The sequence below is a fragment of the Streptomyces sp. NPDC034103 genome (genome assembly GCF_055575395.1).
Genome location: NZ_JBVISS010000001.1, coordinates 682,255 through 705,870 on the forward strand (window position 1 = coordinate 682,255; position 23,616 = coordinate 705,870).

The following is a 23,616-nucleotide window of genomic DNA, read 5'->3' on the forward strand; positions in this document are numbered from 1 at the left end:
GCCAGCCCCACCGGACGACAGGATCCTGCCACCGGAGAGCGGCACATCAAGGACCAACCACCAAAGGCGGCTTCGGCCTGTGTCCACCCGCCGATCGCCGACAGCCTGACATTGACGCGAAGAAAGCCGTCGCACGCTTGAGTACCTCGACGTCCTCGCGCAGTCGACGGTTCTCCCGCCGCAGCGCGGCCAGTTCCTCACGTTCACTGCTGGTCAGACCGTCGCGTTCGCCCGCGTCGACCTCGGCCTGGCTGACCCACAGCCGCACCGCGGTCTCGGTCAGGTCGAAGTCCTTGGCGATCTGGCCGACAGAGCGGTCACCGCGTCGGCACAGCTCGACGATCTCGGCCTTGAACTCCGGCGTGAACGAACGGCGAGGCCGAGGCTTCTTCTTCCCCATGCTCTCCATGATGGACATCCTCCCGGGGGCAGAACCCCTGATCTCGAATGTCCGTCAAAGCGGATCAAGCCCACTTCCGAGACTGACACCAGAGTGTTGGCGAACGTGCTGAGCTCGCGACGGAGCCGCTGGAGCCAGGACAGACAGCGGCGGCCTCTCTCTGGGTCAGCATCGGTCGACTGGTGTTCATGACTCCCCATCCTCCCCGCCCGTACCGTGCCTGGCAGCCCACTTGCCCTCATGGGCAGGCTGCGTTGTCCACCGCGCTGACCTGCTTGGTATGGCCTGTGGTCGGGGTCCTGGCGCTCATGGTCGGAGCCGTGGTCGGGGGTGTGGGCAAGCCTGGTCCGCAGGGCTTGCCCACGAGTTGACGGGCTTGCCCAGAGAGGGACCCGGCACGGCATGCGGCGTGTTGCTTCCTTGGTGGGCTCGACCGTTGCCCGGAGGAGTGCACCCGCCGTTGAACCGAGGGGCGGACCGAGGGGCGCAGCACCTTTGGTGGCTCTGCCCGGTGTTCTGCCAGCTCAGGCCCCGCAGGCCAGCCGGGCGCGCCCGCCGACACCTGTTTCTCCGCGACAGCCATAGCGGAGGACTGCTCATCAAGGGCCTGGAGTCCAAGCAGCAGTGTGGACGTACGTGTGACATGCCAACGCTTAACTGCCTGTTCTCTATCCGCTCGTGTGGTCGGACAGGTTCGAACGCGGTCCTGGTTCGGGTGAGTTGTCCGGGGCGGGTGCATGAAGGAAGGGCCTCTTGGTAGCTCGCGGATGTCGAGTCCAGCGAGAACCAAGAGGCCCTGTTGTCGAAGTTTCGCGTGGTCATAGTCACCGAGTCCAGTTCGTCCACTCGTGGGTGTGACTGCCTCGCCCACAGGTTCGGGAACGCCGTCGAGTGGCCGCAGCGCCGGCCTCGATACGGCTCGGACATGAGCGATGCCGAGTGGGCCGTGGTGAGGGACCTGCTACCGGCTCCAGGCCGGCTTTCGGGCCGCGGCGGGCGTCCGGAGGGCTACTGCCACCGGCAAATGATCGACGCGGTGCGCCATCTCGTCGACAACGGCATCAAGTGGCGGGCGATGCCCGCGGACTTCCCACCCTGGCCGCGCGTCTATGCCTTCTTCACCCGCTGGCGGGACGCCGGCCTCGTGACCGAGTTGCACGAACGGCTGCGGGAAGCCGTCCGCACCGGCGAGGGCCGCAGCACCGAGCCGAGCGCGGGGGTCGTGGACTCGCAGTCGGTGAAGGCGGACGCCACCGTCGCCCACGCCTCACGCGGCTTCGACGCAGGCAAGAAGATCAACGGCCGCAAGCGGCACCTGCTCACCGACACCCTCGGACTCCTCCTGGACGTGCAGGTCACCCCTGCATCCACGACCGACCGGGACGCCGCCCGGACCCTTCTGCCCGCGGCAAAGAAGGACTTCCGGCACCTGGCACGGGTCTGGGCCGACGGCGGCTACACCGGCCACCTCACCGACTGAACCGCCCAGCACCTGGGAATCGTCCTCGACATCGTCCGCCGCCCGGACGACGTTCGCGGCTTCCAGCCACTGCCCCGCCGCTGGGTCGTGGAACGGTCCTTCGCCTGGCTCCTGCGCAGCCGGCGCCTGGTCCGGGACTACGAACGACGCACCGACACCAGCGAAGCCGTCATCCGCTGGTCGATGATCGCCCTCATGAACCGCCGCCTGGCCGCCCGGCACCATCATCGGGCTGTTCCCGCTCGGGCAGCGTGAACCTGCCAGGCTTCTCCTCGATCAGCCAGACCCGTTCCACCAGCCGCTTCAGGCGAGCCCTCGCGCCCTCGACGCGGGAGGCGGACGCACTGTCCCAGCCCAGCACCACTGCCGCCCGCCGGGCACCCAACCCGTCGGCTCCGGCCTCCGCAGCGGCGGCCATCACCGCCTGATAGTCCACCGAAAGATCCTCGAGTCCGGCCACGTTCTCCCGATGCTGCACCGCACGGCGCGGTCCTACCTGCTTCCTCCGCGACGGACCGACGGCCGTATCGGCAGGTGCTTCCTCTTCGGCCAGCGCCTCCAAATACTGCTCGAGACCGATCGCCCGGCGCCTGAAGACTTCTTCGGCGTCCGCCAAGTCCTCCCGCACCCGCTCGAGTTCGGCTTCAAGCTCCTCCACTCGCACGGCTGCGGCCTTCCGTCGCGCTTCCAGAACCGCCCGCATCGACGGCATCCGACACCCCCACGGCAACTCGATCAGCAACGAGTCGAGGCTTCCTTGCCAGTCGCAATCCCATACTTGACCAGCCGAATCCGCACACGAGGTTCGGAAAGAGAACGACCTCTAAAGTGCAGGTCAAGCCGGGGTTGCGAGGCTAATCTCGCTGTCCGTGACTATGGCGGCCGAACGCTCACCGCGCTCGCTGAGCACATATCTGTAGAAGGGCTTCACGCTCGCGCCACTCGTCCGGCGGGCGAAGCGCAAAGGTTCCGCTACCGGAACCTCTCGAAATCTTGAATGCCGTCTGCCCGTTGGCCAGAGTCAACGCCGCACTGCCACTTGGACGTACCCCACGCGTGACCGTACGCCGAGGGAACGCCAGCGCTGAAGGTGCAGGTCAAGTCGGGGTTGCGGGGCTATCCCCGCTGTCCGTGACCTTCGACCGCCGGACGCTGATTCCGCTCATCCGGCACTGACGTCAGCTCTTCCACGCTCACTCCGCCATCCATCGCACGCGGGCCCGCCGCGTGCTCGTTCCCCAGGGGGAAACTCGTGTCCACGCTTGCTCTGTTCGTTCTGGCGCTCACGGTCATCGTGGGCCTGGCCGTCGTGGCTGGCCTTGGCTACCTCGCCTACCGCCACCCGGCAATCATCGGTCCGATGACCATCGCGCTGACCGCCGCCGGCGTCATGGTCGCTCTCTCCTTCGGACTTGCCCAGGCCGGTGGACAGGGCGGTGAGGATGGCTCCGGCAGCGTGGTGTCACCGACAGGGCGTGACCGACCGTGGTCGGGGTCCCAGTGCTCCTGGTCGGGGGCGTGGTCGGGGTGGGCAAGTAGTCCGCTACGCCAATGGCGAGCGGGGCGGCACCCACCGCTGGTGCCGCCCCGCTCGCCGTGTTCAGTGCCTGGCAGTCGGGGATCTTGAAATCGGAGTCATCCAGCATGACCGACGTACGGATAGAGACGATCCGTCTTCCCTGATCAGAGCGTCGCCAGAAGAAGCTCTGGAAAGCACCATGCGGTCTCGCGGCCTCGATGAGTTCGGGACGCACAGCGGCTTTTCGCGGGCCGAGGGGCAACGGCGAGATGGCGGCGCGCGGTGACGCAATGCCTCGGAGGTGGGGTGGTCATCGTTTGATGCGTCCGCGGACGGCGAGAACAGTGAGGGCCAGGAGGACGGGTTCGGTGAGCCGGGAGGCCATTTCGGTGTAGGTGCCGGTGGTGGTGAGGTACTGGCCGGAGGAGCGGAAGACGACGGAGTTAACCACCACCCGTACGGATTTCTCCCACCGCTGAGACGTCAGGCGGGAGGTGAGCGGGCCGGTGAGGTTGGCGGGCGCGGGGGTGTCGGTGGTTAGGGCGATGTCCTGACCGGTGAGCCGTCCGGTGGTCGCGGGCTTCGGATCGGATCCGGGCAGGCCCCACAGCATCATCACCAGGACGGTGGCGGCCATGGCGCCCAGCAGCCAGCCCAGGGCACGGGAGGCACGCAGTCCGTAGCCGGAGAGCGCCCAGTACACGGCGAGCAGCGTCCGCTCGGGCGCCGGCCGGGTCGCATCGAGGCGGCGCATCGTCATCTCGCCGTAGTAGAAGTCCGCGGCGTCGGGTTCATTCTTGCCGTCCTCAAAGGACTTGCGCAGCTGCCGGTAGACCGGCGCGAGCGCCGCCGGGGCGTGCACCTCGGCTCCACCCGGTGCGGGTGTCCAGTTGGGGTGGTGCTGGGCGGCGCGCCAGTGGTGTTCCTCGGCCAGGGTACGCCGTTTGCTCCACCGCAGTCCGGCGGGGGCGGGGGCGAGCGGGCACTGGTCTTCCAGGCGGAGCTGGTCCGGGTGGAGGGTGCCGAAGAACCGACACTCGGTCAGGTCCACGTTGTGCAGCGCCAGATGGGCGGCGTCCGCCCCGGACAGCGACACCATCCGCACCGCCGGGTCCGCCGGCGCGCTCGGGGCGGTGCCGACCAGCCCGCCCTCCGGCAACACCCCAAGGGGGGTGGTGAAGGGGGCCGTCTTGCTGGTGACAGTCAGCGGTGAGTCCATGACGGCATCTGTGAGGTCCACGACGGCGTAGCGCAGCCGCAGAGCAGCCTTGGCATCCCAACGCGTCCCCACGCACACGACGCCCGCCGCCACCTCCACCGTCACGGGTGCCCCGAAGTGCGCCCCGGACAGATTCACCTTCCGCTGACAGACCAAGGGACCCAGCCGCGACACCGTCATGAACTGCGCCTCGCCGAACAAGGCGTCGCGGGAGAACTGCGCCCCGCCGTACAAGGCGTTGCCGGAGAACTGCGCCTCGCGGAACCAGGCTTCGCCGGAGAACTGCGCCCTGCGGAACCCGACGATGCCGAAGAACTGCACCCCGTTGAACCCGGCGATGCCGGAGAACTGCGCCCCATCGAACGCGGCGGAGTCGGAGAACTGCGCCCCGTCGAACTCGGCGCGACCGAGACGAGGCGGGGAAGTAGTGGATTCGCGTAGCGCGCCCAAGAGCTCGTCCAGGAGCTGGGGCGAGAAGCGGGTGCCTCTGTGGTCGACGTCGCTGCCGGGTGTGAGAGTGGCGAGATAGGCAGCGCGATCGGCATCTGTCAGATGCTCCAGACACGCCCCGTACGGCTCCACTCCACGACCACGGCAGCCGACCGGATCCGTGCCCGGGTCGACACCATGGGCGCAATACGGCCACAGCGGGGGCGATGATAGGCCAGGGCTCGTCATGTCCGCTGGGACGTGCAGCGAGCAAGCGCTGGTTGCCTCCCGTTCTCGCGTACATCGGGCGCACGTCGAAATGACGTCGCATCTCGGATCAGGCACATCTTCCGTGAAGGCGACTGTCAGTGAAGCGAGGGCTCAGCGTCGTCCCATTTCCACCCGTGCTCGGGGAACTGTTCAAGCAAGGCAGACAGCGAGGTGGCCTGGTGGATTGCGGCCGACCAGTCCTGGGCGGAGTTGTCGAGCAGGACGAGAGCTGGCGGCTCCTGTCGGAAGTCGTAGGTGAGCATCTCGCGGCCACCGTCCCCGCCGATGACGACGCCGCCGGGGAAGCGTTTTTGGATGTCGCCTGCCTCATTGACATCGACGAGCTCTGCTATGGCATTGATCATCAGGAAGTCGTCCGCAGGAAGAACGAATCGACTCATGCTCCCTTCCGTGGCCAGGAAGTTCCGGTAGTCGTCGGGGAACCTGACTCCGAGTCGGCTCTCGGCCTGCGCTATCTGGTCGTCGTTCGAGCTCATGACGTCGTTCTATCAAGCACAGCTCGCACTCGTGACGCCCGGCTGCCTCGCGGTAAGCAGGACTCGCTTGCGCAGCAACGGGAGCTTGGCCCGTCCGAACATCTGGCGCTTGACCATCTTGATGTGGTTGACGCGGCCTTCGACGGGCTCGGCTGGTCAGGCCCTGGATGACAGCGTCCCAGTCCTTCTCCAGGCCGGTGGCGAAGCTGTGCAGGCCGGGCAGGTCTTCGGCGCGGACGGCGGCGATCCAGTCCTTGACGTGCTGGCCAGAGCGGGGGGTGAGAATCTCGGCGAACCCACGGACGAGTCGGCTCATGACATCGAGTTCGGGGCTGCGAGCGAGGACTTCAGTGAGCTGTTGGCGGTCTTCGTCCCGGAGTCGGTCGGGGTGACGCATCATCCATCCGGTGATCTGGCGGACGCCTGGTGGTGCCGGGCCGACGACACGGATGCGCTGCCGACGGCGGGGCCGCAGGTAGTCGCTGATCGTCTGGTAATGGCCTTGGTAGCCGAGTCCCTGGAGTTCAGCGTGCAGGTCGATGGCGTTCGTGCAGCCCTCTGATCAGCGTTTGTCCAGGTGGGCCTTGTAGGGGTCGAGCTGGCTGGGTCGTGGTTGATGTCGTCCGGTCAGCAGCTGTTCGGGGGTTTCGGCGCGGGCGGTGCGGCGGACGGTGTTACCTCCGATGTGCAGTTCCCGGGCGATCTCGCGGATGCCGTGCCCCTGGTCGAGGAGGGTGTGGACGATGGTGTGGCGTTCGCGGATTCGGGCTTCGATCGGTGACAGAGCCTTGGCCGTGCTTGCCAGGCCGGCAGTGGTGATGTTCGCGGTGCTGTCCGGTCCGGTGGGCGGTTTGAGAGAGGCCTTGTGCCGGCGGACGCTGGTCTCGATCGCGGTGCCGAGGTTCTGCCAGATATGGAATCGGTCTGCGACCTGCACTGCTTGTGGTGCGCCGGTGCGGGCTCCGTCCGCGTAGGAGCCCCTGGGCACCGAGGCAGCCATGAAGGGCTACCGGGTCCGCTACACGCTCGCCACGAAGCTGGTGAACGAGCTGGTCGAGGCCGCCGACGAGAAGCAGCTCAACAAGACCATCGCCGACTACGGCCGCGTCGACCTTCTCTGCATCGACGAACTCGGTTACATGGAACTCGACCGCCGCGGCGCCGAACTTCTCTTCCAGGTTCTAACCGAACGTGAGGAGAAGAACAGTGTCGCGATCGCCTCGAACGAGTCCTTCGGCGGCTGGACGAAGACGTTCACGGACCCGCGGCTCTGCGCGGCCATCGTCGACCGCCTCACGTTCAACGGCACCATCATCGAAACCGGGACCGACTCCTACCGCCTCGCCACCACCCGAGCCCGCGCCGAACAGGCGCCTACGGGATGAGCAGGCAATCGGTCCCGGTCAGCATGCGAACGAGGTCGACCCAAGGAGAGCGGTCAAAGATCGAGACCCGCCCGGTTGATGTCGACCAGGTCCGGGTCCTGAGCCGCGAGCGCCTGCTCGAAGGCTTGCCAGCCCTGGACCCGGACGAAGTCGACTTCGACTGAAGTAATGGGGACCAACCAGACGATTACGACGTCGCTGCCGTTCTCGATCGTCACGGAGAAGAAGTCGTCGTCGAAGTAGACCGGCAGGGCGGCATAGAGAGCCGTCTTGCTCCCGCCCGGGAGAGGAGCCGGCAGAGGGATCACGTCCCCGCGCAACACTGCGTGGCCACCTTGCACCATGCGCTCGGCCACGAATTCCACCACCCCCGGCAACGGGCCGGACTCCTGCCCGTCCTTCAAGTAGTCGCAGGCCAGGAGTTCCAGGTGGCAGTGACGATCCGACGTCCGGACTCGCAACGGAGTCCGAAACAGCCCGATCGTGGCGAACGCCCGGACCCGCGGGAGCTGGCCATCCCGGAACCACGCCACCTGGGGACTGCCCTCAGGAGCCCCGTCACGGGCCGGCCAGGCACCGCCCATGCGGCCGAGCCGGCCCTCAAGGTGATCTATCAGCTCAGGCATCGGGCACTCCTCATCCGGCACTCGCTGTCCGCGCCACTCGCGTTGGCGATGATCTCCAGACAGTAGCCCTGGCAAGGCCGGACCGAATCCAGACCCCCAGCTGTCACCACCCGCAGTCAGCCGCTCCGTGACATCAAATCTCAATGACATTTCCCGGCCTCCCGCTCCACAGGTGCCATCCAAGCTCAGCAACAAACGCCTCCCTCAGCCGTCGACAGAGCCACGGTGTCGGAAGTGTCGTTGAGTTTCAGCAACATCGCGGGGCGCCGCGATCTGTCAGCGAGTACTCACTAACCGGTGGGCAGGTGTGAGCGAAGTTCGTCGATCAGGGCCCGGCTCCGGTCGATTTGCAGGCGGGGGAACTCCCACCGCATCAAGGTGCCGCTTGTCAGTCCCAGGGCGATCCGGAGGACCTGCGCGATGTCCCCGGCGGGAACCGGATCGCCTATCCATGCGAGATGGTCGAGCGGCACGGCGTGGAGGACATCCTTGGGCCCTGTGACGAAGAACCCGCCCAGAGAGAAGATCAGCAACCGGTGGGTCGTCAGGACGACGAAATACCGGTGCGGCATGGGCAGTTCCGCAGCGGATGCGCGCTCTGGCGCCAGGGCACCGACCGCGTCGGCCATGGCACGACCCGCCGCACCGCCAACGATGGCGCCTCCGCCCGCCGCGATGTCCCGCCAGGCTCCTCCGGTGCGATACGCCAGAACGGCATGCCTGACCTCTTCACCGGCCCGGAGATCGTCACCGAGCCGACGCCGTGCCTTGTCCTTCTGCGACTGAGCCATGGCGAGTCCCCCTTCCATCTGGCACTGATCGCGCCACCCTCTACCCTGCCCCGCTGCCGCCCCGGGCAAAGGCTGTACATAATGATCCCCGACAGCATCACCTGCTCAGGTAGCTGCTGAGTGTTCGGCTTTGCTCCGGGTGTGGGCGAGGCGGTAGGAGTCGGTGCCGGTCTCAATGATCGTGCCGTTGAAGGTGAGCCGGTCGACGATGGCGGTGCAGAGCCTGGGGTCGGTGAACGTCCTGGTCCAGCCGCCGAAGGACTCGTTGGAGGCGATGGCGATGGCCTTGTTCTCCTCCCCGTTCCGTCAACACCTGGAACATCAACTCGGCGCCGTGCCGGTCGAGCTCCATGTAGCCCAGCTCGTCAATGCATAAAAGATCGACGCGCCCGTAGCGGGCGATGGTCTTGGTCGGCTGCTTCTCGTCCGCGGCCTCGACCAGTTCGTTCACGAGCTTCGTTGCCAGGATGTACTTCACCCGGAAGCCGGCCATCGCCGCCTCGGTGCCCAGCGCGATCAGCGGGTGCGACTTGCCGGTGCCGGAGTCACCGATCAGGCAGAGGGGCTGGGCCTTCTTCACCCACTCGGAGGTGGCCAGGGTGTGGATCACGGCAGGGTCAATGATGGCGGTGTCCGCAGCGCCACCACACCGCCTCCAGCGGCCCGCGCTCTTGAACCACCGCCGGTCCGACAAACCGTCAGACGCGCCCGTACCCGCACTCATCACTCCCCGACCCCCCGGTGCTGTGGTGAAGAGACCAGCGTAGAGGCCAAGACCCCGACAGGAGCCGGTCTTCACGGCGCTCCAGCGCGGGCCTGCCCGTCCGATGCAGGTGGTCGGACAAGCCCGGACGTTGTCGGCAACGGTCCGGCCGTGCGCGGCGTCGACCGCCGGCACCATCAGACGCGACCGGTTCGCCAGCCCGGTAGCCGTCCGCAGGCGAACCCGGAGCACCAGCTCCAGGCGCTCCAGCACCGGCTCCGCCGTCGATGCCTTGCAGCCCAGCAGCCGGGCCACCGTCGCCGCCGCGTGGCCGCGTTTGGTATCCACCGCACCGCCGCAGTGCCGGACCCGGCCGTCCTCTCGCGCTTCCAACACCAGCAGCAGCGGCGCCAGCCGGTCCGTCGCATGGCCCCGGCCGGTATGCGCACCGATCAGCCCGGCCGGGGTGACCCGGCCGTCCCTGTGCGCCCAACCCGGCGCCATCACGGCGTCCCACGGCGCCCTGCCGGACGGCCTTGGCCCGCCTGCACTACCTCACCCGCACCGACCACGCCCGCCGGGTGAGCGTCAGGGATGGCAGCGGCACCTGGTGTGGTGCAGGGCCCGGCCCCGGAGGACCGGGCGGGGGCGCCAACCTCCCAGGGCTGCGCCGGTGACCAGCATTCGTTCCACTCATGACCAGGCAATTACGCGACACACCTGTAGCTTGGACGTGGGCCGGGCTCGGCGGCCGAGAGTTCTCAACAACGGTGCAACAAATGGGGGGTTGAATTGCTTCCGGTCATCAGAGTCACAGCGAGAAGAGCGACTGCGATCGCAGCTACGCTCGTGGCCACCGCGGGGTTGACCTTGGCTGGCGCGCCCAGCGCGGCTGCCGACGAGCTGGCCTCGTTCGATCTCAAATATGGCGCGACGTACTTCCGTGGCACAGTCGACTTCCACAACCGGTCGGTCACCGTCCGGGGCCAAATCCGGGGCTTGAGCGGCACTGGATGCCGTCACGGATGGGCATGGGCGTTCGCGAACACCGGCCTCCTGGGCAGCGGAGGGACGGGCCAAGTGTGCAACGGGCCCGTTCCCCGGGAGATCAAGCTCAAGGCGGACGTGCCCGGAGGGGCCGGATACGTGCAGATCTCACTCGCTGACGCAGACGGTCTCGGCGATCCCCTTGACTGGTGCACCGTCGAGCGCGGAGACGAATACTGCGAGCGGGGATAACCGCAGGAGCCTGTACCACGAAACCGGACACCGCAGAAGCGGGTCGCCCGTCCGCCCTTACCGCGGAGCTGCCGTGGCACGGCGCAGGTCAACGACCCCGCGCTGCCGGTCGGGTGGGCGGCACACGGCACAGCCCAAGGGGGACGGTTCTCCAGGCACTTGGAGCAGTGCCGGACCCATGGCGGCGTGCGGTGCGCGCATCACTGTGCTTCATGGTGTGTCGAGTGCCTTTGGCCGAGGGGTGTGAGTACCGGGACTGCCAGGTGCGTTGCACCCGCATCTGTATCGAACCGTCGCCCCCCGCAGCGTGACGCCGGCCGTCTCGTGCTCGTTGAGCTCCACGGTCAACGAAGTGCACCGTGGGACCCCGGCGTCATGGCCACGGCCGGGGTCTCATGCCCAGCGTGGGTCGCCGGACAGAACGCCGGTGGGGGCTGGCTGAACCCGCGCAGCACCTCCTGCTGAAGACCACTCGTTGGGCAACCGGAGAACCGGCGCGGTCGCCCGGACCGAGAAGGCATACGTGATCCCGCCAGTACTCTGCCGCGGTCAGCGCCGCACCCTCAGTTGTGCCTGCTTGAGGGGAGGTCTGTGCCATCCAAGGCGCCCCGAGCCGCCGACGTGAAGCTGCCGAGGCGCTCGGAGACCGTGGTCACCTCGACGGCGTGACGCTCCACGAAGTTGACGTTGCGATCCGGGGCACCCGAGGATTCGCGCCAGGCGAGAAGAGTCGTATGCATCGAGTGGAGCCCTACGTGGACGCTGTGGGCGGCATGCTCGACTGACTCGGGCCCCTCAACTGCGAGGCTGGCCCAAGCTGCCTGCACCAGCACCAACTGATCTTGCGCGATCTGGAGCCGCCGATCAGCTTCCGCCAAATCTGGGGCATCGCCAACCAACGCTCGTGCAGCCATCTTCAGAGCGCTGCGAGACTCGTTGGCTGGGGCGAGGAAGGCACTGTACGCGTCGCGCCGCAGTTGTCTGCGCCACTGGGAGTGCTCGACTCTGGCTTGCCCCTCCAACTGCCGCCGAGTCGACGCACTGGAGATCGTCGACGCCACAACCGTGCCGACAACGCCTACCGTTGCACCCAGTAACGCCGCAAGTCCCTGGTCCATGCGGGGGATTATCCATCCTGGCAACCACACACGGTCACCGGTAGGCGTGTTCCACGGGGAACTGGCGACAGTTGAATAGGCGATCCCACCAGTATCAGACCCCGTCTTCGCTGGGGCGCCCGGTCGTCCTGGGCTGCGGGTGTGGCGCCGGCGAGCTGCACTTGGTGCGTAGTGCTTCACTCGCTCGTCTTTGGGTGGCCGAAGAGTTCGAGCAACTGTGTCCCGTGCGAGCCTCAGCAAGAGGGCTCAGTGGCGGGCGGGGTGATAGCGCGTGCTGGCCGTGCCTCGGGCTGTCTGCGTCGGCGGTGTCCGGCGCCGAGCGCGGAGGCCCGCGCAACAAGACGAGAACGGCGCCCCGATCCCCCAAGGCACGCCCACACCCGTCCCCGCCCTTCCCTTTCCCTTCTTCTTGTCTCGTTGGGGGCGTGGGGTTGTGCAGAGGGGAATGTCGGGCTGCAGACCACGCCTGGTCAGGGGTAACGAGCTGCGAATACACCGTCAGGCCCGGTAGCAGCGCGAACAGTTGTCGTCGGGGTCGTGGGCGGGGTGTACGACGGGGATGTCGGGGCGGCTGTGGGCGGGGTTGTCGTGTCATGGCTTGAGGAAGGCCGTCAATCGGAGGCTGAGGGGCTGGTCGTCCGCCTGGTCACGAGTGGGAGAAGTCGGCGGCATGGTGAGCTCGTGATGGTGATGATCGGGGGTGGCAGGACTCGGGGGGCGTCGCCGGCGGCGTAGGTGGCAGGTGTTCGGGGCTCTGGGTGCCCTGGCGATCGTGGCGAGTGTGGCATATGCGGTGCGGCAGCTAATGCACGGTGGTCTGGAACCGGGTGATACGGCCGGGCTGCTGGCTCTGCCCCTGGGGGTGACCGGGCTGGTGGTCGCGGTGACGGCACTGCGTAAGCCGGTCGAGGGCAAAGACGCACGCGACCGCGGGTCAGGAGTAGTCGCCGCGTACGGCCCGACGCAGGATGTCGCGTTCTCGGCCGGTCTGGGTGGTGAGTGAGTCCTCGTGGTCGATGACGAGGGTGTCGTCGGCCTGCTGCGCTCGTGCCTGTGCCCCGTAGCCGTCTGCCGCCTTCACCAGGAGAGCGTCCTGGGGTGCGGCGGGCCAGCTTTGGATCAGGTAGGACTCCACGACGCCGTCCACCAGGGTCTGATCAACGGCACTGTCCCGGCCGCGGGCGTGGACGCGCAGCCGGTACGTGCCAGGGCCGTGCGAGGCTAGCGACGGCAGCTCTGCCGGTTCGTCCGTGAACGACGTCACGAGCAACTCCCCCGACGGGGAGGTGCAGGAGATCTCAGCGATCTCCTCCCAGTCCGAGCCGGGGTCGGGTCGTTGGGCGTGCGCTTCGACCGTGACGTGGACGTCTCCGGTGTGAATCCCGGTGCTCACCTCGATGTTTCCGCCATCGGCGGATACTAGGCCGGTGATGCTGACGTCCAGGTCGTCGGCCACGAGCCCGTCCGGGTCCGTAATCTGGAAGAGGTGGTACTCCACGGGCACCAGGTCGCTGTCGGTGGGGGCTGGCTCATGCATGCGGGCCTCGTCCGCTCTCATTTGGCTGCGCTAGCTGATCCATACCAGGAACCGTCCCCCTTCCGGTACGCGGGCGTAGGTGTAGAAGCCCGGCCTGCGCCGACAAGGCGGACAAACAGCCAGCGTTCAGTCGCGAAGTCTCGTTCGACACGAGGGCGCAGGACCGTGTCTCCGCGGGCGGCTGGCCCGGTCAAGTGCGTCGTGCGAGTTGTCCATGTGGCGATGTTCGCCGCCCTGACCAGCAGTGCGGGAGTTTGTACGGGGCGTGAGCCGCCTTGGCAGCTTCATACACTGTCACCCTCAACGCTGGCTCCGCGTGCGGGGCTGCCCCGCACGCACCCCCCCGCCACACCGGTAAGCGTGCGCGCCGCCGTGTTCACGGGCAGCACGGACGTCGTGAACGGCGCCGACCGTCCCCATTCCCCAGCTCAGCCGATCTCGCTGATGACAACTCCTGAGCCTCGGCACACCCCCTTGGCGTCGGCCCGCCGCCACTCCAACCACTCCAACACCTCGACAGACTTCAGCGTGTCCGGATGCTCGGCCCCCACACCCGACGCCGCCCCCCGGCGACACTTCACCACAACCGCGTCCTGCTCCTGCGCGTCCTACCACTGAGCGCCGGCAGGAGTCGGCTACCCCGGGGGATCAGGACGCGAGTCATGCGGAAGTACGCGATCGTCCAGCACATCACACGGTTCTTTTGGCCTTGGCATGGTGCGAGGCGACAGCCGCCCACGTCCGTCCGGCGACTGGTGGGGCTCTGGCTGTTCGCGCTTGCCTTCGGGGCCGGGTTCACCACGCTCGGCTGGAATGATTTCGACGGCAGCTTCCTCATGGCACTGCTGCTCCTCTTCTATGTCGTCGACGACATCAGCGACGGGGTACCACACCGCTGGTCAGCCGCACTGGCCGCGGTAGCAGTCTTGTGGGGCGCCACCCGGCTCACCAGCGCCGTCCTGCCCGGCTCCCTCGACGATGCCTGGGCGCAGAGTTTCGCCGCCGCTGTCGGTGTCACGCTCGGGCTGGCAGTGAGCGCCGCGATCACACGGCTTCCGGAGCGCCGACCACGGAGGCTCGTCGAGGGGCACGACGCCGAGTCCGGCGCGCAGGGCTCTCGACGAAGAAGACGCCCGCCGGCCTCAGTGACAACAACCCCGCCTTTGTGACAGCTATCGTGCTTCAGCTCACCCGTCACCCGACCGGTGGCCACTCTGAAAACGCTCAGTGTTTCAACACGCAAGCTATCGTTTACGGGCGTCATGACGAGGTTAGTTGAGCCTGATCCGGCTGACTGAGCGCGCTCAGGCTCTGCTTGATCTCCTCCAGTTCGGCGTCGATCTCCCGGACCCGTTCGTGCTCTTGCTCGTCCAGTTCGTACATCTCGGCTCGATGGGCCAACGTCTCCCGCTCGTCCTCCAGCTACGCTCGGCGGTAGTCCAAGATCCGCTCATCGGCCACCAGGCCGATAGCCCTGTACTCGGGCAGCTCCGAACCACGGGCCAGCGCCGCGAGCCAGAGCGCCATCTCGCCGAGGAAGAGCGTGGTGCGAATGCGGTAGTGCTCCCAAACCTGCGTGCCGTCCCAGTGCCGGACGTCTTCCAAGAGGTCGAAGACGCGTCGTCGGGTCTCACGCTGGTCATCCCGCACCAGCGCCAGGAGGGCGATCAGGTTCGACTGATGGGTCGTCAGTTCGCGGCCCCAGCCCTCGCGGTCCTCGACCGCGCCATGCCCTCGGTACGCCTGCCGCTGAATGGCGATTGCGACCGTTGTCACCGCTTCTACTGCCCGTTGTGCCACATCCCCCGTATGGGTCAGGTGAGCGGCGGCGGCGTCCTTCCGCGACTGATACCAGGTGGTCACCCGATCCAGGACCCCGTTCGAACCAGACCGAGCGCACGACCGGATAGAGAACGGCCAGTTAGACGCCGGCAGACGAACTTACCTTCCGCACAGACCGGTTCGAGCATCGCGGCGGCCCGCGCGGACCGGCAAGCCGGCGCCACGGCAGGCCGCCTGTACCTCTATGTGGACGCCGGTGACTGGCTGGCGCCATCTGGGTTCGCGGGGGGGGGGGAGGGCTCCTGGTGGCGGGTCGGGTGGTGGCTGGCGGGCCCGCGCGATTCCGCCACGCGGAGGAGGGCGCCGGGGTGACGGCCGCTTACGCTGACGGCATGGCCCTCGGTGCTGTCTCACGTCTCCGGCCGCGCCCTCCGCGCGGCTGTGCGGCGGATGCCGCCCTGGCCTGTGGGGTCTTCGTGCTGGTGGCGGTGGGCAGTCTGAGGTCGCTCATCGGTGAGCGGGAGGAGTCCTGGTCAGCGACCGTCGTCGGCTGGACACTGATCGTCGCCGCCTGCGCGGCGCTGTACCTGTGCCGCCGCCGTCCCGTTGTGGTCGCCGCGTTCGTGCTGGCCGCCACGGCCGCCTACTACCTCGTCAGCGTCTACGACGGTCCTCTGATGGTCGCGTTCGTCGTCGCGCTCTACGTGGTCGCCGCCCGGGGGCACCTCCGGGCGGCCGTCGCTCTGGCGGCGCTTACCGTGATCGCGACCGGCATCGGCACACTCGCGGGAAACCATGACGTGAACGGTGTCGCCGTGTTCATGCTGACGGGATGGCTGGTCGGAGTGGTCGCACTGGGCTGGGTGCGGCACAACCGCCTGGCCCTCGCCCGGGAGAGCGAGGAGCGCGCAGCGAGTGAGGAGCGGTTGCGGATCGCGCGTGAACTGCATGATGTCGTGGGCCATCACCTCTCGCTCATCAACGTCCAGTCCGCAGCTGCCCTGCGCCGTCTGCGCAAGCACCCGGACAACGGCGCACAGAGCGCGCAGGGCGCGCTGGGAGCGATCAAGGACACCAGCCGGGACGCCCTGCGGGAGCTGCGGGCGACCCTCGGGGTGCTGCGGCAGGTCAACGAGAGGACGCCCGTCACGCCGACGGCCGGACTGGCTCGTCTCGACGAACTGGTGGCCTCCGCACGGCTCTCCGGACTCGACGTCCGTGTGCGGTTCAGCGGCGAGCGGGAGCAGTTGCCCACCGAGGTGGACCTGGCCGCCTACCGCATCGTTCAGGAGTCCCTCACCAACGTGAGCCGCCACGCCCACGCGACGGTCGTCACCGTCCGCATCCATCGCGAGGCGCGGCAGGTCACGGTCGAGGTCACCGACAACGGGCAGGGCCCGGCAGTCGCGAACGGCGCAACGCCGAGCAACGGCATCCGCGGGATGCGCGAGCGGGCCCACGCGCTGGGCGGCGAACTGACCGCAGGACCCGGGCCGCACGGCGGATTCACCGTACGGGGCCGAATCCCCTGCACGAACTCCTCGATGAACGGAGCGCGTTCCCCTTCATGAGCCAGACCGTGATCAAGATCCTTCTGGCGGACGACCAGCGCCTGGTGCGTGCCGGGTTCCGTTCGATACTCGAGGACGAGGACGACTTCGAGGTGGTCGGCGAGGCGGGCGACGGTGAACAGGCCGTGACCTCCTGCCGCACACTGCGCCCAGATATGGTGCTCATGGACATCCGCATGCCGGGCGTCGACGGTCTTCAGGCGACCCGGCAGATCGCCGGGGACCCTCGCCTCACCGACATCGAGGTGGTCATCCTGACCACCTTCGACCTGGACGACTACGTGTACGGCGCGCTGCGCGCCGGTGCCACCGGCTTCCTGGTCAAGGACACCGAGCCGGAGGAACTGGTGCACGCCGTGCGGGTGGCGGCGCGTGGCGACGCGCTGATCAGCCCCTCCGTCACACGCCGGTTGATCGCGGAGTTCGCCGTACGGGTCGAGGCACCTGAGCCCGGCCCGCGCCTCAAGACCCTCACCGACCGCGAGCGGGAGGTCATGGAACTGGTCGCCGCCGGCCTGGCCAACGACGAGATCGCCGCCCGTCTCGTCCTCAGCCCCGCGACGGCCAAGACCCACGTCAGCCGCATCATGACCAAAGTGGGCGCCCGTGACCGTTCCCAACTGGTGGTCCTGGCGTACGAGTCCGGCATGGTCCGCCCGGGCTGGCTGAACGGTCGGCCACCACCGGCATAGCCGGTCGGCCACCACTGGTAGAGCCGGAACGCGGCGGCGTACAACCCACCAGCGGTGTAAGCCGGGCGCCGAGACCGCAACCGGCGGGGTAGGCAGGTGTCCGCCGCAGGCCGATGCGTCGTGGCATGCCGCAGCCGGACCCTGCGGGACATGAGTACACGCTCCCCTGTCCACCCGCCTTCCGCCAAGGCCCCGGCCGCCCTCGTCGGCTTCCTCGCCGGCGGCGCCGCCGGTTTCCTGGTGACCGAGACCGTGGGCGCCTTCTCCGCCTTCGTACTCGGCCGCGCCCTCGACGTGGCCGCCACCGGCGGCGTGCTGCTGGCCGCATTTGTCGCCGTGCCGTTGATCTGCGCCGTGCTCGGTGCGGTCATAGCCGTCCGCCGCGCCGAGCAGAACCGCCGCTCGCACCATCGAGGCCGGTGAAAGCCATGTCACCAGCACGCGACATGATCGCGATCACCGGTCCCACCACCGACCGGGCGGGTGTCTTCGGGCGTCTGGCCCTGTGGTCCCAGCGCCACCGCTGGAGCGCTCTGCTCCTGTGGATCCTCGCCGTGGCGGTCATCGCCGTCGGTGCCCGGAGCGCGGGCAGCGCCTACCGCAACGACTTCACCCTGCCCGGCACCGACTCCCAGGCGGCCGCCGACCTGTTGAAGCGGCATGGCTCCGCGCAGGCGGGCGGCAGTGTCCAGATCGTCTTCCAGGACAGGGACGGACTGAGCGGTGATCGCCCGGCCATCGTGCGGACCCTCGACCGGGTGCGCGGCCTGCCCGGCGCCGCCGACGTCCGCAGCCCCTACGCGGACGCCAACGCAGTCTCCGAGGACGGCACCATCGGCTATGCCACCGTCATCCTGGACGCCAAGGCCGAGGACGTCCCCGAAGAGGACGTCGCGCGGATCGTCGACCCTGCCAAGTCGGCCGCCCAGGACGGACTGCGGGTCGAGGTCGGCGGGGACGCGGTGCGCGGCGTCGAGGAGGAGAGCGGCGGGGGCGCCGAAGGCGCGGGCATGCTCGCCGCCCTGGTCATCCTCGTACTGCTCTTCGGATCGGTGGTGGCTGCCGCGCTGCCGCTGGTTACCGCGCTCTTCGCGGTCGGCGGCGCGATCGGCCTGATCACGCTGGCCTCCCACATCTTCACCGTCGCCGACTTCACTCCGGCGATCATGATGCTGGTCGGCCTCGGCGTCGGCGTCGACTACGCGCTGCTGATCTTCTACCGCTACCGGTACGAACTAACCCGCGGCGCGGACCGGCAGACCGCCACCCGAACCGCCCTGGACGCCGCGGGCCGTACGGTTTTCTTCGCCGGGTGCACCGTCATCATCGCCCTGTTCGGCCTGGTCGCCCTGGGCCTCGCCTCCCTCCAGGGGGTGGCCGTCGCCGTCGCGCTGACCGTCCTGGTCACCATGGCCGCCTCGCTGACCCTGCTGCCCGCTCTCCTCGCGCTCTTCGGCGACCGCATCGAGCGACACGTACTCACGCGCTCCGCCAAGGCGCAAGCCAAGGGCAGGGAAGAGGGCGTGCGCTGGCGGCGGCTGGCCTCCGCCGTGCAGCGGCGCCCGCTGCCCGCCCTGCTGGCCGCCGTCATGGCCCTCCTGGCCCTGTCCGCCCCGGCTCTCGGCATGCGCCTTGGCTTCGCCGACGCGGGTAACGACCCTGCATCGTCCACCAGCCGAAGGGCCTACGACCTGCTGGCCGAGGGCTTCGGCGCCGGCTTCAACGGTCCGTTGCTCATGGTCATCCGGGGCGATGCCGACGCCGCCGAGCAACTGCGGACCACCCTGACCCGTACCGAGGGCATCGCCGCCGCCACGCCACCGCTGCCTTCCACGGACGGCACCGTGTTCACCGTCATCACGTTCCCCACGACCTCACCACAGGACGCGAGCACCGCCGCCCTCGTTCACACCCTGCGCGACGATGTCCTGCCCCGGCTCGCCGAACGCACCGGCGCCGACTACCTGGTCGGGGGCCCACCGCGGCCGCCCAGGACTTCGTCGACTCCGTCTCGGCCCGGATACCGCTCTTCGTCGCCATCGTCGTCGGTCTGTCCGCGCTGCTGCTCATGCTGGTCTTCCGTTCCGTTCTGATCCCCCTGAAGGCCGCCCTGCTCAACCTCCTGTCGATCGCCGCCGCGCTCGGCGTGATCACCCTGGTCTTCCAGCACGGCTGGTTCGGGGTACAGCCGGGACCCGTCGAGGCGTTCATCCCTGTGATGATCTTCGCGATCGTCTTCGGCCTCTCCATGGACTACGAGGTGTTCCTCATCTCCCGCATCCATGAGGAATGGGAGGGGACACACGACCACTCGCTCGCGGTCCGCGAGGGCCTGGCAGCCACGGGCAAGGTCATCACGGCCGCGGCGGCCATCATGATCGCGGTCTTCGCCGCCTTCGTACTCAGCCCCGGTCTCGGCCTCGCGGTCGCCGTCTTCCTCGACGCCGTGGTGATCCGCTGCCTGATCGTCCCGGCCGTGATGCAACTCTTCGGCCCCCGCGCCTGGTGGCTGCCCGCTCCGCTGGCCCGACACCTGCCGAAGGTGGCACTGGAACAGCCGACCCACGAGTGACCGGAGACGGGCGGGGCTCACGGTAGGACTCACAACGCGGTGGGGAGGGACTGAGCTTGTCGTTTGACTACATCAGGGACTGATGTAGTCGCCCCACCAGAAGGTGGCGACGTAGGCTCGTCCAAGTGCCTCTCCGCCTCCGCCGCCCCTGATAGACGGCAGCATACGAAAGCCTTCAGGGCCCCTTCGGTCATTGGCGTGGTGAGTGGAATCACCACGCCAACGACCAGGGGCTCTGTCTCGTCACCACCCCCGCTGACCAGCCCATTCCACCCTCCAGCACAGGATGGAAGAGGTTCAGTCACCAGAACCGGAACCTCGGTGGTGGGGCAGGCCAACCTGTCACCCGAACCCGCATCAGACCCGCTGTGCGGGGACGTGCGATGAGCGACAGGGCGGGGCCCTCGGTCATCGGACCGTGCGGGCCGCCTGCTCGACGATGCGGGTGACGGCCTCGGGGCAGGATACGGATACCGCGTGTGACGCGTCGATGGTCGTCGTGCGGGCATGGGCGCGGGCCGACATGAAGCGCTGGGCAGCCACTGGGATGTTGCGGTCCTCCGTGGTCACCAGTGACCAGGAGGGGATCGTCTTCCAGGCGGCCTGGGTGGACTTCTCCTCCAGAGCAGCGGCAGCGATCGGACGTTGCCCCGCAGCCATGAGCCTGGCCTTGTCCTTCGGCACGTCTGCGGCGAACTGGCTGCGGAACTTCTCCGGCTTGATGTAGACGTCCGCGCCCTGATCACCGTCGGGCAGGACGTAGTGGACGGACTCGACGGCTTGGCCGAGGGTGCTGCCGGGGAACTTGTCCGTCAGTCCGATCGAGCTCTCGCCCTCGTCCGGCAGGAATGCCGCGATGTAGACCAATGCCTTCACCTTGCCTTCGAGGCCCACCGCGGCCTGGCTGATGACGGTGCCGCCGTAAGAGTGGCCGACCAGGACCACGGGCCCGTCGACGTGGTCGAGGACGCTGCGCAGGTAAGCGGCATCGCTCGCCGGACCACGCAGCGGGTTGGCGGCGGACACCACCGGGTAGCCCGCGCGCTGCAGCCGGGCGACGACACCGTCCCAGCTCGCGGCGTCGGCGAACGCTCCGTGTTCCAGCACGATCGTCGGACGTACGGGGTGGTGGGGCGTGGCGTCTGCCGTAGCGGGCAGGGTGACGGCGGCGACGGACAGTCCGACGGCCGCGGTGACACCGAGCAGTACGGATCTGCTGCCCGGACGGACGAGGTGGGTCTTGCGCATGGGTGAAATCCCTCTTGTTCGATGAATGGTGCTCGACGGCCCAAAAGGCGAGGCAGCTGAGTGCGTCGAGGAACGGGGCCGGGTCGTTTCGCCGGTACGTGATTGACGGGCGTCCGTCTGAGCCGCGTGAGCAGCGCGGATCGGAGCGCTGGTGGGCAGCGGCCGACAGCAGCCCAGAAAACGGCTGCCGGGCTGCGGCCCGAGGGTGGTCCTGAGGCTTCGGCCTCGCCCTTCCACCGGGCGGGGAGCGCCGTCCTCCTGGGGCGACCGGACCGATTCAGCCGCCGGCGGACTGCTCGTTCGCGGACATGGAGGGCGGTGCGCCGTGCCACGGGCAGCGGTTTTCGACGTGATCGAGCCCATGGCCGAGTTGGTGACGTAGCCCTCGATCTTCGTGACGCTTGCCGCGTCGCACTGTGGGCGCGGAAGCCTCAACCGGATGAGGCAGCGAGCTCCCCTTCAACCGGATGACGGCCGCTCACTCGCGTTCCTGCGCAATGTTTCCCGGACCATGGTCCATGTGCGGCGCCAGATCATGAGTGCTGCGAGTACGACGGCGTCGAGGTAGATACGGAGCCATTTCCCGCAGCGTGTGGCGACCGCGCTATAGATCTTGAGGCGGTTGGCGGCACGTTCGGCGGTGTGCCGTAGGCTCCCCCGCGCGGAGCCTACGGCTACACCTCAGCCGGTACCCTCCAGGGCTTCGTAGACATGCCTGAGGTAGATGTGCGTGCGCTCCGAACCGAGGAGCCCGTCGCCCACCCGGTTCATCGTGTACGAGAACGTGACGCGCCGGTCGAGGTCCATCATGACGATCGACCCGCCCCTGCCGACCCAGAAGCAGATTCTCCCGGTGGGCATGTGCGGCATCGTCCTCGGATCGGCGAGCGCGTAGCCGATGCCCCAGCGGACGGGGACGCCCAGGAACAGGTCGACTCCGTCGGTCTGGACGTCGAACACCTTGTCCACCGTCTCCTCGGAGAGAAGCCGGCGGCCGTTGACCTCGCCGCGCCGCGAGATGACGGAGAGCGCTCGGGCCAGGCCACGTGCGGTGCCGTGTCCGTTGACGGCTCCGAGTTCGGCGGAGCGCCACTGCGGGGTGTCGACGTGCTCGTCGCGCGCGGGGCTTCCGAGCAGCGTCCTGGTGAAGATCCCTTCAGGATCAAGACCTGTGGGTATACCGCCTGGCTGCGAGGGGGCCACCAGATCGGCGATACGCGGCCAGTCGGTCCGTCGCGCGCCGATCTGGACATCTGCCTGCGCCGGCTCGGCGATCTCGGTGGCAACGAACTCTGTCAGGCTGCGGCCGCTGACCCGCCGGACGAGCTCTCCCACCAACTGCCCCTGGGTCTGGACGTGGTAGCCGGACGCGGAGCCCGGCTCCCACCAGGGTGCCTGCGCGGCCAGCCGGGCACTCGCGGTGGGCTGGTCATAGAGATCCTCCATGGAGAAGGGCTGCTCCCAGCCGGAGAGTCCCGAGGTGTGGGCCAGAACGTGCCGCACCTCGATGTGCTCCTTTCCCTGGGCGGCGAACTCGGGCCAGTAGTGCGCGACCGGGCGGTGCAGATCCAGCGCGCCCCGGTCGACGAGGATGAGAGCAGCGAGATTGGTGAGGGTCTTCGTGGTCGACCACAGGCTCACCAACGTGTCCCGGTGCCAGGAAACGGTCCGTGCTTCGTCCGCGTGGCCTCCCCAGAGATCGACTTCCATGACCCCGTCCACGTCGACGGCGATCGATGCCCCCAGCTCCTCGCCTGCTTCGAGGTGTGCCGCCAGCGCCGCCCGTACCGGCGCGAACCGGTCGGTGCTTGTGCCCTCGACGCCCATGTTCTTCTCCCCCATCAGACCCGGTTCTCCGCCTGGAACATCCATCTCTGCTTCTCGAGATCGGCCGTGAGTCCGATGAGGAGGTCCTCGGTGACGACATCCACCGGGCCTATCGCGACGATGCGCTCATGCAGCCTTTCGGTCACGGCGGAGAGCGCGTGCACCAAGGCATCGACGGCGTCGCTGTCCTTGGTCCAGCCCGGCGGAAAGGCGGGCACGCCACTGGCGTTCGCAATGGTCCCGGCCCGTCCGTCCGGGCTGACGCCCAGGGCGGCCGCGCGCTCGGCCACCGTGTCGGCGTGGTTCCGGGCCACGGTGGCGGCCTCGTCGAGCTGGAGGTGGACCGAGCGGAAGCGCGGGCCATACACATTCCAGTGGGCCTGCTTGGCTACCAGGGACAGGTCGAGCAGGTCGGTCAGGGTCGCCTGCAGCACCGCTCCCGCGGTCTCGCGGTCGCGCTGCGACAGAGGGTTGTTCACAACCGGCACAGGAGTGCGGTCCTTTCGTGACAGGCGCTGGCCTTCAGGCGGTGAGGAAGTCGAGCAGGGCGGCGTTGACCTCGGCTGCGTGGGTGAGCAGCAGCCCGTGGGGAGCGCCCTCGATCTCGACGTACCGTGCGTCGGGCAGGCGGCGGTGGAACTCGCGGGCGGTGGCGTCGATCGGCAGGATGCGGTCGGCGGTCCCGTGCAGGATCAGCGACGGCACATCGAT

General features: G+C 68.2%; 19 protein-coding genes and 5 pseudogenes. 7 read left to right on the plus strand and 17 right to left on the minus strand.

The features are described from left to right. Positions 1-46: 46 nt before the first annotated feature. A complete protein-coding gene (locus tag ACZ56U_RS02960) occupies positions 47-400 on the minus strand; it encodes a transposase (RefSeq protein ID WP_469082244.1) in 354 nt (117 codons plus the stop codon). 925 nt (positions 401-1,325) lie between these two features. On the opposite strand from ACZ56U_RS02960, the pseudogene ACZ56U_RS02965 reads away from it, so the two are divergent. Next, positions 1,326-2,135 (plus strand): annotated as a pseudogene (locus tag ACZ56U_RS02965) (IS5 family transposase). On the opposite strand, the gene ACZ56U_RS02970 reads toward ACZ56U_RS02965, so the two are convergent. From ACZ56U_RS02970 to ACZ56U_RS02990, 5 genes and pseudogenes are all read right to left on the minus strand, one after another. Continuing rightward, the gene (locus ACZ56U_RS02970) at positions 2,074-2,583 is read right to left on the minus strand and encodes a hypothetical protein (RefSeq protein WP_469082282.1); all 510 of its coding nucleotides are present in this window, start codon (positions 2,581-2,583) and stop codon (positions 2,074-2,076) included. The pseudogene ACZ56U_RS02965 and the gene ACZ56U_RS02970 sit on opposite strands and share 62 nt — an antisense overlap. A 1,126-nt stretch (positions 2,584-3,709) precedes the next feature. Beyond that, a complete protein-coding gene (locus ACZ56U_RS02975; RefSeq protein ID WP_469082245.1) occupies positions 3,710-5,200 on the minus strand; it encodes a pentapeptide repeat-containing protein in 1,491 nt (496 codons plus the stop codon). A 212-nt stretch (positions 5,201-5,412) separates the two neighbouring features. After that, positions 5,413-5,814 carry an SMI1/KNR4 family protein gene (locus ACZ56U_RS02980; protein WP_469082246.1) on the minus strand — a complete coding sequence of 134 codons (402 nt, stop codon included), beginning with the start codon at positions 5,812-5,814 and terminating at the stop codon, positions 5,413-5,415. Positions 5,815-6,058: 244 nt separating this feature from the next. Continuing rightward, positions 6,059-6,355: pseudogene (locus ACZ56U_RS02985) on the minus strand (ISL3 family transposase); the annotation flags it as partial. Positions 6,356-6,376: 21 nt separating this feature from the next. After that, positions 6,377-6,814: a transposase gene (locus tag ACZ56U_RS02990; protein WP_469082247.1), complete on the minus strand. Its 438-nt coding sequence runs from the start codon at positions 6,812-6,814 to the stop codon at positions 6,377-6,379. On the opposite strand from ACZ56U_RS02990, the pseudogene ACZ56U_RS02995 reads away from it, so the two are divergent. Continuing rightward, positions 6,795-7,199: pseudogene (locus tag ACZ56U_RS02995) on the plus strand (ATP-binding protein); the annotation flags it as partial. The gene ACZ56U_RS02990 and the pseudogene ACZ56U_RS02995 overlap by 20 nt on opposite strands. A 53-nt stretch (positions 7,200-7,252) precedes the next feature. Here the strand turns inward: ACZ56U_RS02995 and ACZ56U_RS03000 are convergent. The 5 genes and pseudogenes from ACZ56U_RS03000 to ACZ56U_RS03020 all read right to left on the minus strand — a co-directional run bounded on the left by ACZ56U_RS03000 (position 7,253) and on the right by ACZ56U_RS03020 (position 13,213). Next, a complete protein-coding gene (locus ACZ56U_RS03000; protein WP_469082248.1) occupies positions 7,253-7,825 on the minus strand; it encodes a suppressor of fused domain protein in 573 nt (190 codons plus the stop codon). 290 nt (positions 7,826-8,115) lie between these two features. Then, positions 8,116-8,616, minus strand: coding sequence for a hypothetical protein (locus ACZ56U_RS03005; RefSeq protein WP_469082249.1), 501 nt, complete (start codon positions 8,614-8,616; stop codon positions 8,116-8,118). A gap of 105 nt (positions 8,617-8,721) precedes the next feature. Continuing rightward, positions 8,722-9,238 (minus strand): annotated as a pseudogene (locus tag ACZ56U_RS03010) (ATP-binding protein); the annotation flags it as partial. Between the two features lie 1,883 nt (positions 9,239-11,121). Continuing rightward, entirely contained in the window at positions 11,122-11,676 is a 555-nt protein-coding gene (locus ACZ56U_RS03015) for a hypothetical protein (protein WP_469082250.1), read from the minus strand. A gap of 934 nt (positions 11,677-12,610) precedes the next feature. Next, positions 12,611-13,213 carry a hypothetical protein gene (locus ACZ56U_RS03020; protein ID WP_469082251.1) on the minus strand — a complete coding sequence of 201 codons (603 nt, stop codon included), beginning with the start codon at positions 13,211-13,213 and terminating at the stop codon, positions 12,611-12,613. Positions 13,214-13,875: 662 nt separating this feature from the next. On the opposite strand from ACZ56U_RS03020, the gene ACZ56U_RS03025 reads away from it, so the two are divergent. Then, positions 13,876-14,382 (plus strand): hypothetical protein, encoded by a 507-nt coding sequence (locus ACZ56U_RS03025; RefSeq protein ID WP_469082252.1) that lies wholly within the window; start codon positions 13,876-13,878, stop codon positions 14,380-14,382. 91 nt (positions 14,383-14,473) lie between these two features. Here the strand turns inward: ACZ56U_RS03025 and ACZ56U_RS03030 are convergent, their stop codons facing one another. Then, positions 14,474-14,596 (minus strand): hypothetical protein, encoded by a 123-nt coding sequence (locus ACZ56U_RS03030; protein ID WP_469082253.1) that lies wholly within the window; start codon positions 14,594-14,596, stop codon positions 14,474-14,476. A 39-nt stretch (positions 14,597-14,635) separates the two neighbouring features. Then, the gene (locus tag ACZ56U_RS03035; RefSeq protein WP_469082254.1) at positions 14,636-15,076 is read right to left on the minus strand and encodes a hypothetical protein; all 441 of its coding nucleotides are present in this window, start codon (positions 15,074-15,076) and stop codon (positions 14,636-14,638) included. Positions 15,077-15,387: 311 nt separating this feature from the next. On the opposite strand from ACZ56U_RS03035, the gene ACZ56U_RS03040 reads away from it, so the two are divergent. The 4 genes and pseudogenes from ACZ56U_RS03040 (at position 15,388) to ACZ56U_RS03055 (ending at position 19,830) form a co-directional block, all read left to right on the plus strand. Continuing rightward, on the plus strand, positions 15,388-16,566 hold the full coding sequence (locus ACZ56U_RS03040) for a sensor histidine kinase (RefSeq protein ID WP_469082255.1): 1,179 nt from the start codon (positions 15,388-15,390) through the stop codon (positions 16,564-16,566). A gap of 8 nt (positions 16,567-16,574) precedes the next feature. Continuing rightward, positions 16,575-17,258, plus strand: a complete 684-nt coding sequence (locus ACZ56U_RS03045) for a response regulator (RefSeq protein WP_469082283.1) — start codon at positions 16,575-16,577, stop codon at positions 17,256-17,258. Between the two features lie 150 nt (positions 17,259-17,408). Continuing rightward, complete coding sequence (locus ACZ56U_RS03050; RefSeq protein WP_469082256.1) at positions 17,409-17,681, plus strand: hypothetical protein; 273 nt, start codon at positions 17,409-17,411, stop codon at positions 17,679-17,681. Positions 17,682-17,686: 5 nt separating this feature from the next. Further along, positions 17,687-19,830, plus strand: a pseudogene (locus tag ACZ56U_RS03055) (MMPL family transporter). Between the two features lie 408 nt (positions 19,831-20,238). Here ACZ56U_RS03055 and ACZ56U_RS03060 read toward each other — a convergent pair. The 4 genes from ACZ56U_RS03060 to ACZ56U_RS03075 form a co-directional block, all read right to left on the minus strand. Beyond that, complete coding sequence (locus ACZ56U_RS03060; RefSeq protein ID WP_469082257.1) at positions 20,239-21,078, minus strand: alpha/beta fold hydrolase; 840 nt, start codon at positions 21,076-21,078, stop codon at positions 20,239-20,241. 681 nt (positions 21,079-21,759) lie between these two features. After that, complete coding sequence (locus ACZ56U_RS03065) at positions 21,760-22,920, minus strand: serine hydrolase domain-containing protein (RefSeq protein WP_469082258.1); 1,161 nt, start codon at positions 22,918-22,920, stop codon at positions 21,760-21,762. Next, complete coding sequence (locus ACZ56U_RS03070) at positions 22,920-23,393, minus strand: Dps family protein (protein WP_469082259.1); 474 nt, start codon at positions 23,391-23,393, stop codon at positions 22,920-22,922. Before ACZ56U_RS03070 ends, ACZ56U_RS03065 begins: the two co-directional genes overlap by 1 nt. Before the next feature lie 34 nt (positions 23,394-23,427). Continuing rightward, positions 23,428-23,616 (minus strand): alpha/beta fold hydrolase (locus ACZ56U_RS03075; protein WP_469082260.1); only part of this gene is annotated, 189 nt, incomplete at its 5' end.

Coding starts and splice junctions, on each gene's coding strand:
- ACZ56U_RS02960 (WP_469082244.1), bottom strand. CDS start 400: ATGGGGAAGAAGAAGCCTCGGCCTCGCCGTTCGTTCACGCCGGAGTTC.
- ACZ56U_RS02970 (WP_469082282.1), bottom strand. CDS start 2,583: ATGCGGGCGGTTCTGGAAGCGCGACGGAAGGCCGCAGCCGTGCGAGTG.
- ACZ56U_RS02980 (WP_469082246.1), bottom strand. CDS start 5,814: ATGAGCTCGAACGACGACCAGATAGCGCAGGCCGAGAGCCGACTCGGA.
- ACZ56U_RS02990 (WP_469082247.1), bottom strand. CDS start 6,814: ATGGCTGCCTCGGTGCCCAGGGGCTCCTACGCGGACGGAGCCCGCACC.
- ACZ56U_RS03000 (WP_469082248.1), bottom strand. CDS start 7,825: ATGCCTGAGCTGATAGATCACCTTGAGGGCCGGCTCGGCCGCATGGGC.
- ACZ56U_RS03005 (WP_469082249.1), bottom strand. CDS start 8,616: ATGGCTCAGTCGCAGAAGGACAAGGCACGGCGTCGGCTCGGTGACGAT.
- ACZ56U_RS03015 (WP_469082250.1), bottom strand. CDS start 11,676: ATGGACCAGGGACTTGCGGCGTTACTGGGTGCAACGGTAGGCGTTGTC.
- ACZ56U_RS03020 (WP_469082251.1), bottom strand. CDS start 13,213: ATGCATGAGCCAGCCCCCACCGACAGCGACCTGGTGCCCGTGGAGTAC.
- ACZ56U_RS03025 (WP_469082252.1), top strand. CDS start 13,876: ATGCGGAAGTACGCGATCGTCCAGCACATCACACGGTTCTTTTGGCCT.
- ACZ56U_RS03030 (WP_469082253.1), bottom strand. CDS start 14,596: ATGTACGAACTGGACGAGCAAGAGCACGAACGGGTCCGGGAGATCGAC.
- ACZ56U_RS03040 (WP_469082255.1), top strand. CDS start 15,388: ATGGCCCTCGGTGCTGTCTCACGTCTCCGGCCGCGCCCTCCGCGCGGC.
- ACZ56U_RS03050 (WP_469082256.1), top strand. CDS start 17,409: ATGAGTACACGCTCCCCTGTCCACCCGCCTTCCGCCAAGGCCCCGGCC.
- ACZ56U_RS03060 (WP_469082257.1), bottom strand. CDS start 21,078: ATGCGCAAGACCCACCTCGTCCGTCCGGGCAGCAGATCCGTACTGCTC.
- ACZ56U_RS03065 (WP_469082258.1), bottom strand. CDS start 22,920: ATGGGGGAGAAGAACATGGGCGTCGAGGGCACAAGCACCGACCGGTTC.